Source organism: Mesorhizobium sp. M4B.F.Ca.ET.017.02.2.1, assembly GCF_003998955.1.
In the GTDB taxonomy this organism is placed as follows: Bacteria; Pseudomonadota; Alphaproteobacteria; order Rhizobiales; family Rhizobiaceae; genus Mesorhizobium; species Mesorhizobium abyssinicae.
Window position 1 is genome coordinate 1 of sequence record NZ_RZOF01000376.1, and the last position, 5,867, is coordinate 5,867.

General features: G+C 65.3%; 7 protein-coding genes. 5 read left to right on the forward strand and 2 right to left on the reverse strand.

Annotation, left to right across the window (positions count from 1 at the left end):
• The first annotated feature begins 71 nt into the window (after positions 1 to 71).
• Both EN738_RS29550 and EN738_RS29555 read left to right on the forward strand, forming a co-directional pair.
• Positions 72 to 704 (forward strand): hypothetical protein, encoded by a 633-nt coding sequence (locus EN738_RS29550; protein WP_127286732.1) that lies wholly within the window; start codon positions 72 to 74, stop codon positions 702 to 704.
• Positions 705 to 839: 135 nt separating this feature from the next.
• Entirely contained in the window at positions 840 to 1,061 is a 222-nt protein-coding gene (locus tag EN738_RS29555) for a hypothetical protein (protein ID WP_127286733.1), read from the forward strand.
• Positions 1,062 to 1,063: 2 nt separating this feature from the next.
• Here EN738_RS29555 and EN738_RS29560 read toward each other — a convergent pair whose 3' ends face one another.
• The gene (locus tag EN738_RS29560; RefSeq protein ID WP_127286734.1) at positions 1,064 to 1,570 is read right to left on the reverse strand and encodes an OsmC family protein; all 507 of its coding nucleotides are present in this window, start codon (positions 1,568 to 1,570) and stop codon (positions 1,064 to 1,066) included.
• Positions 1,571 to 1,733: 163 nt separating this feature from the next.
• Between EN738_RS29560 and EN738_RS29565 the strand changes: the two genes are divergently transcribed.
• Positions 1,734 to 3,245 carry an alpha/beta hydrolase gene (locus tag EN738_RS29565; protein WP_127286735.1) on the forward strand — a complete coding sequence of 504 codons (1,512 nt, stop codon included), beginning with the start codon at positions 1,734 to 1,736 and terminating at the stop codon, positions 3,243 to 3,245.
• 10 nt (positions 3,246 to 3,255) lie between these two features.
• On the opposite strand, the gene EN738_RS29570 is transcribed toward EN738_RS29565, so the two are convergent.
• Entirely contained in the window at positions 3,256 to 3,687 is a 432-nt protein-coding gene (locus tag EN738_RS29570) for a nuclear transport factor 2 family protein (RefSeq protein WP_127286736.1), read from the reverse strand.
• 303 nt (positions 3,688 to 3,990) lie between these two features.
• Here EN738_RS29570 and EN738_RS29575 point away from each other — a divergent pair, with 303 nt between their 5' ends.
• The gene (locus EN738_RS29575; RefSeq protein WP_127286737.1) at positions 3,991 to 4,878 is read left to right on the forward strand and encodes a DMT family transporter; all 888 of its coding nucleotides are present in this window, start codon (positions 3,991 to 3,993) and stop codon (positions 4,876 to 4,878) included.
• Positions 4,879 to 4,926: 48 nt separating this feature from the next.
• Entirely contained in the window at positions 4,927 to 5,841 is a 915-nt protein-coding gene (locus tag EN738_RS29580; protein ID WP_245494807.1) for a DMT family transporter, read from the forward strand.
• Positions 5,842 to 5,867 lie beyond the last annotated feature (26 nt).

Genomic DNA, 5,867 nt, shown 5'->3' on the forward strand with positions numbered 1-5,867 from the left:
GTTCGAGACGGATTAAATACGCCTGCGGCAACGTTCTTCGAATGTAGAACATTCGAAACCGGAGGACCGCCATGCGTAGACTTATTCTCGTTGCCGCCACCGCACTTGCCGCCGTTACCGCCGGCGCGGCGCTGTCGCAAGACGCAAAGATGAGTTTCTTCGTCACCAGCGTCGGCTCCGGGAAGGGCGCCGATCTCGGTGGGCTGAAAGGCGCCGACGCGCACTGCGCGTCGCTTGCGGAGGCAGCCGGCGTCAAGGGCAAGACCTGGCATGCCTATCTGTCGACCAGCGCCGAGGATGCGCGCGACCGCATCGGCAAGGGTCCGTGGGTCAACGCCAAGGGCGTCAAGATCGCCGACGATGTCGCCTCGCTGCATGGCGATGCCAACGCCATCAGCAAGGAGACGGCGCTCAATGAAAAGGGCGAGGTGGTCAACGGCCGCGGCGACAAGCCGAACCGCCATGACGTGCTGACCGGCTCGAAACCCGACGGCACGAAGATCGCCGACCAGACCTGCGGCGACTGGACGATGAGCGGCGCGGAGGGGGTGGCCATGATGGGCCATCACGACCGCACCGGGCTCGACGATTCGGCAGCCGCCAAGTCATGGAATTCCTCGCATGCCTCGCGTGGCGGCTGCAGCCAGGAGGCGCTGAAGGGCACCGGCGGCGACGGCCTGTTCTATTGCTTCGCCGTCGAATGACCGCTGGAGAGCGGGGCTGACATCACGCGGCTGTGATGTCGCGCGCATGCACCGCAGGCCGGGCGAGCTTTCACCGCTCGCCCGGAGTTGCTAGGATCGGCCGACTCTCCCACACCAACATAGTGAGGAATTCCCATGGCTGCTCCCAGCGTAGCATTGGTCTGGTATCTGGTGATCGCCGGCCCACAGGGCGGCATGGTGGTGCTGCCCAGCACCTTCGACACCCGCGAACAGTGCACCAACGCCGTCACCGAATACCAGAAGCAGCCGACCCCTCAGGGATGGGCGGTGCAGTGCGTGCCGAGCGCCTCGCCGTTCACCGACGAAGGGGATGCCGAAGAGCCTTCGGCACAGTAGCTTCAGCGCCGTGCGCTGACCGTCAGTTGCGGCTTGTTGCTAATGGTCTGGAACACCACACAATAGCGTTCGGTGAGTTTGAGCAGCGAATCGATACGCTCCTGCGGCTCGTCGGTGTCGAGATCGAAACTGAGCCGGATTTCGCGGAAGCCGACCGGTGCGTCCCTGGCGACGCCCAGCGTGCCGCGAAAGTCGAGATCCCCCTCCGCCTGCACGGTGGCATTGCCAAGCTTGAACTCCAGCGCCGTCGCCACCGCCTTCAGGGTAACGCCGGCGCAAGCGACCAGCGCCTCCAGCAGCATGTCGCCGGAGCAGAGCTCGAGCCCGGAGCCGCCGGTCGCCGGATGAAGGCCGGCGATGGCCAGCGCCCTGCCCGTCTCGACCTTGCAGGCGATCGACTGGTCGTCGACCGAGCCCCTTGCCCTAAGCGTGATCAGCGCGCGCGAGGCATCCTCTCGATAGGCGTCCTTCAGCGGCGCCTGCATGGCCTTGAGTGCGGTCGCGTCCATTTGCGCTCCTTTCGATATTCTTTGGTGGTTGATAGCACATTATTCCAGCTTGGGTTCCTTTCCCCCGCCCTAGGCGAGGCGAGGAACCCAAGTGTCGAGACGCCCCCTTTGACTTCGACAGGCTCAGCCATACCTATGCGGAAGTCGTTCCCGCGGAGGCGTCATGCGGTTCAAGCTGAAACTCGTTCCCCTCGCCCTGCTGTTGCTTGCCGCGTTCGCGCCGGCTGGTCTCGCCGAAACGCCGGAACGGCCGGCGCCCGCGGGCGGCGTGCTGTCGCTCCTGCCACAGCCGCAGACGACGAACCACTCGATCACCATCGCCGGGCGCAAGCTGGACTATCAGGCTAAGGCCGCCACCCTGTCGCTGCTCTCCGGCAAGGGCGATGTCACAGCCGAGATCTTCTACGTCGCCTACACGCTGCGGCCATCGGAGGGCGAGGCGAAGGCTGCCCCTCGCCCCATCACCTTCGTGTTCAACGGCGGGCCGGGCGCGGCCTCCGCCTATCTGCATCTCGGCGCGCTCGGGCCGCGCGTCGTCATGACCGGTGCAGCTGGAGAATTCCTGCCCTCACCGCAAAAGCTCATCGACAATCCCGACAGCTGGCTCGACATGACCGACCTCGTCTTCGTCGATCCGGTCGGGACCGGCTACAGCCGCGAGGCGCCCGGCCAGGACACGCACGATTTCTGGGACGTCAGCCAGGACGCCAGCTCGATCGGCGCCTTCATCCGGCTCTATCTCGCCCAGAACGGCCGCACCGGGTCGCCGCTTTTCCTTGCCGGGGAAAGCTATGGCGGGTTCCGTGCGGCGCTGCTTGCCCGCACGCTGCAGGAGGATGTCGGCATCAGCCCGAACGGCATCGTGCTGATCTCTCCGGCGCTGGAGTTCATGCTAGTGCAGCCGGACGAATTCGAGCCGCTGCACTGGGCGCTCGAACTGCCCTCGCTGGCGGCGGTGCGCCTCAGCAGCGAAGGCGTCAGCGGGGATGCGTTGCGGGAAAGGCTCGCCGAGGTCGAGCATTATGCCATGGGCGACTACCTCACCGCTTTGACCAGCGGGCTGGAACAAGGCGGAAAGCTGGCGAGCCAGCGCGTGGCTGATATCACCGGACTGCCGCTCGAGCTCGTCCAGCACAATTTCGCCCGCGTCCCGACCGGCCTGTTCGCGCGAGAATTCGCCCGCGCCAAAGGCAAGGTGCTGAGCCCGTATGACGGCATGATCGGCACGGCCGACATCGCGCCAGAGAGCGGACGCATCGCAGGACCCGATCCCGTGCTCGACCGCAGTGTGCCGGCGCTGACCTCGGCCTTCGTCGGCTATGTCCGCGACGAGCTCAATTTCCACACCGACATCAGCTACCGGCTGCTCAATGGCGAGGTCACCCACAATTGGGACTACGGCACCTCGCGGCAAGGCTATGCCGGCGTGATGGATGATCTGCAGCGGGCGCGTTCACTCAACCCCGCGCTCGGCGTCGTCATCGTCAACGGCTACACCGACCTCGTCACGCCCTATCTCGCCTCGCGTTATCTGGTGAATCAGGTTCCGCCGCTTTCCGACGCAAAGCCTATCCGCCTCGATGTCGTCGAGGGCGGCCACATGATGTATTTCAGGGCGGACGGAAGGCGAGCGCTGAAGGAGGCGGCCGCGGAGCTTTATCAGGCAACGCAGTGAGGCCTGCGGCTCACGAACAGGTTTCGCTGCCGGCCGTTGACGGACGGCGCCCGGAAAGGGCTTCGACCGCGTCTTCGATGCCGACAGGCTGCCTCTCGACGTCCTCCAGATACAGTCGCCCGCTTACGATCCGATCGTCGACGATCTCGAACAGGGTGACCCCGCGCACCTCGAAGGGTTTTCCGTCGCGGCGAGTGCCGGACCAATGCCATTCGGTCCAGGTCGTGTCGCCGTCCCGGACCGAGCGCATGACCGTCGCATGGAAGTCAGGTATCCCTGCGAACATGGCCTCCCAGTTGGCGCGCATCTGGTCGCGGCCAACGAAGGCTCTGCCCGGGTGCGTCGGCTGTTCGCTTCGATAGTTCTCGTGGATGAGAGCGGCGACAGCGTCGAGCTGATGCGCGTTCATCGCCCTCACCAGTCGATCGATCACGTCAGTCATCGAAGCTTCCGGACCTATGCAGCGCACGCATTGGCGCGCCTCTCCATAGTCCACTGCCGGGGTCAGCCGCGCCGATCAATCCGCGAGTTGCAAAATTACCTGATCGGGCGATGACCGTCCAGCATTGCAAGACGTCGAACATCCGTGTGCCGCAAGCGTCAGGTGAATGCAGGCCGCCAGGCCTGTGCCCCAACGCAAGGCCGGAGCTGGCGTAGCGCCGTGCGGGCCATCGCCCGTATAGGCTGATCCTGTTGGGCCAAGGGGTTTGGCTCAATGCAAGCAACGTCCGCAAAGCGGTGCCGCATGGCCGATGTCGCCATTCTCGATAGCCGCGAAAGGGTGCTGGCCGGCATCCTCCTGACCGGCGGCGCCTATTTCCTGTTTTCGGCGCAGGACGCAGCGATCAAGCTGCTGGTCGTCGGCATCAGCGTCTGGCAGATCATGTTCTTCCGCTCGGTCACCATCCTTGCCGCCTGCGCGGCGATCGGCGGGCGGCGCCTGTTCACCGATACTGCGCGCTCGCCCATCGTGCGGCCGATGCTGGTGCGCAGCGCCTTCACGCTGGCGGCCTGGCTTTGCTACTACAATGCCGCCCGCACCCTGCAGCTCGCCGAGCTCACCACCATCTACTATGCCGCTCCGATCATCGTCACCGTGCTGTCGGTGTTCATGCTTGGCGAGAAGGTGCCGCTGCTGCGCTGGCTGGCGGTGCTGATCGGCTTTGCCGGCGTATTCGTCGCCTGCGATCCGACCCATCTCGGCATCTCGCTGCCGATGGTCCTGGTGCTGGCCGCGGCCCTGCTTTGGGGCATCGCCGTCGTGCTTTTGCGCAAGATAGCGATGCAGGAGCGCACGACGATCCAGCTCGTGCTCAACAATTTCTACTTCCTGCTCTTCTCCGTGGCGCCGGCGCTGATCTGGTGGCGGACGCCCGACGGCGGCCAGTTGCTGCTTCTGGCCAGCGTCGGTGCGCTCGGCGGCATGGCGCAGTATCTTCTGTTCGAAGGCATGAAAAGGGCGCCGGTGTCGATCGTGGCGCCGTTCGAGTACACGTCGCTGGTCTGGGCCTTCGCGCTCGGCTTCGCCATCTGGGGCGACGTGCCGCGCCGCGAGGTGTTCCTTGGGGCGGCGCTGATCGTCGCCGCCGGCCTGCTCGTCATCGGCAACGAGCATTTCCGCAAACGGCTCTAGCATGACAACTGACGGAACCATGCCGGTAGGGCGACGTAGACTGAGGACATGACCGATTCCCTCGAGATGACTGATACATTGGCCGATGGCGCGACGAGCGCCGCCGAGCGAACCTTGGGCATCGTCCTGGTGTCGGCTTCCGCCGTCGTGTTCGGCCTCACCGGCGTGCTGACAAAATCGATCCACGCCGATCCGCTGACGATCACCTGCTGGCGCGGTTTCGTCGGCTCGATCCTGATCACGCTTTATGTGCTGTGGCGGCGGCGCCGCTCCGGCGGGCGCGAAAGCCTGCGGCTCGGCTGGCGCGGCTGGCTGCTGGCGCTGGAAGGCGCAGCCGCCAGCATCGCCTTCATCGCGGCGTTCAAATTCACCTATGTCGCCAATGTCGCCGTCATCTACGCGACCTCGCCTTTCATCGCCGCATTGCTCGCCTTCCTGCTGGTGCGGGAAAAATTCCGGCTGCAGACGATGCTTGCCGCCGCCGTGTCGCTGTGCGGCGTCGGCATCATGGTGTGGTCGGGCTTCGGCACCGGCCATCTCTTCGGCGATGGGCTGGCGCTGCTGATGACAACCGGCAGCGCGCTCTACATGATCATGGTGCGCGCCTTCCGCGACACGCCTGTTGTGTGGGCTGGCGCGGTGTCGGCCTTCCTTCTGTTCGTCCTCGGCTGGTTCGTCACCGATCCGCTGGCGGTCTCGGCACGGGATGCGCTGCTGCTGGCCACGTTCGGCGGCTCCTTCGCGCTGGCGTCGATCCTGTGGACGGAAGGCTCGCGGCTGATCCCGGCGCCCGAATCAGGCCTGCTCGGCTCGGCCGAAGTGCCGTTCGCGATCGCGTTCGCTTTCCTGTTCCTCGGCGAGATCCCACCGGCCGCCAGCATCATCGGTGGAGCGATCGTGCTTTGCGCGGTGTTTGCCCATGCCGGGCGCGACTGGCTGGCGGCAGGGCGCGCGGCCAACTGAAAAATATTTTTCGGGTCATGGAACCA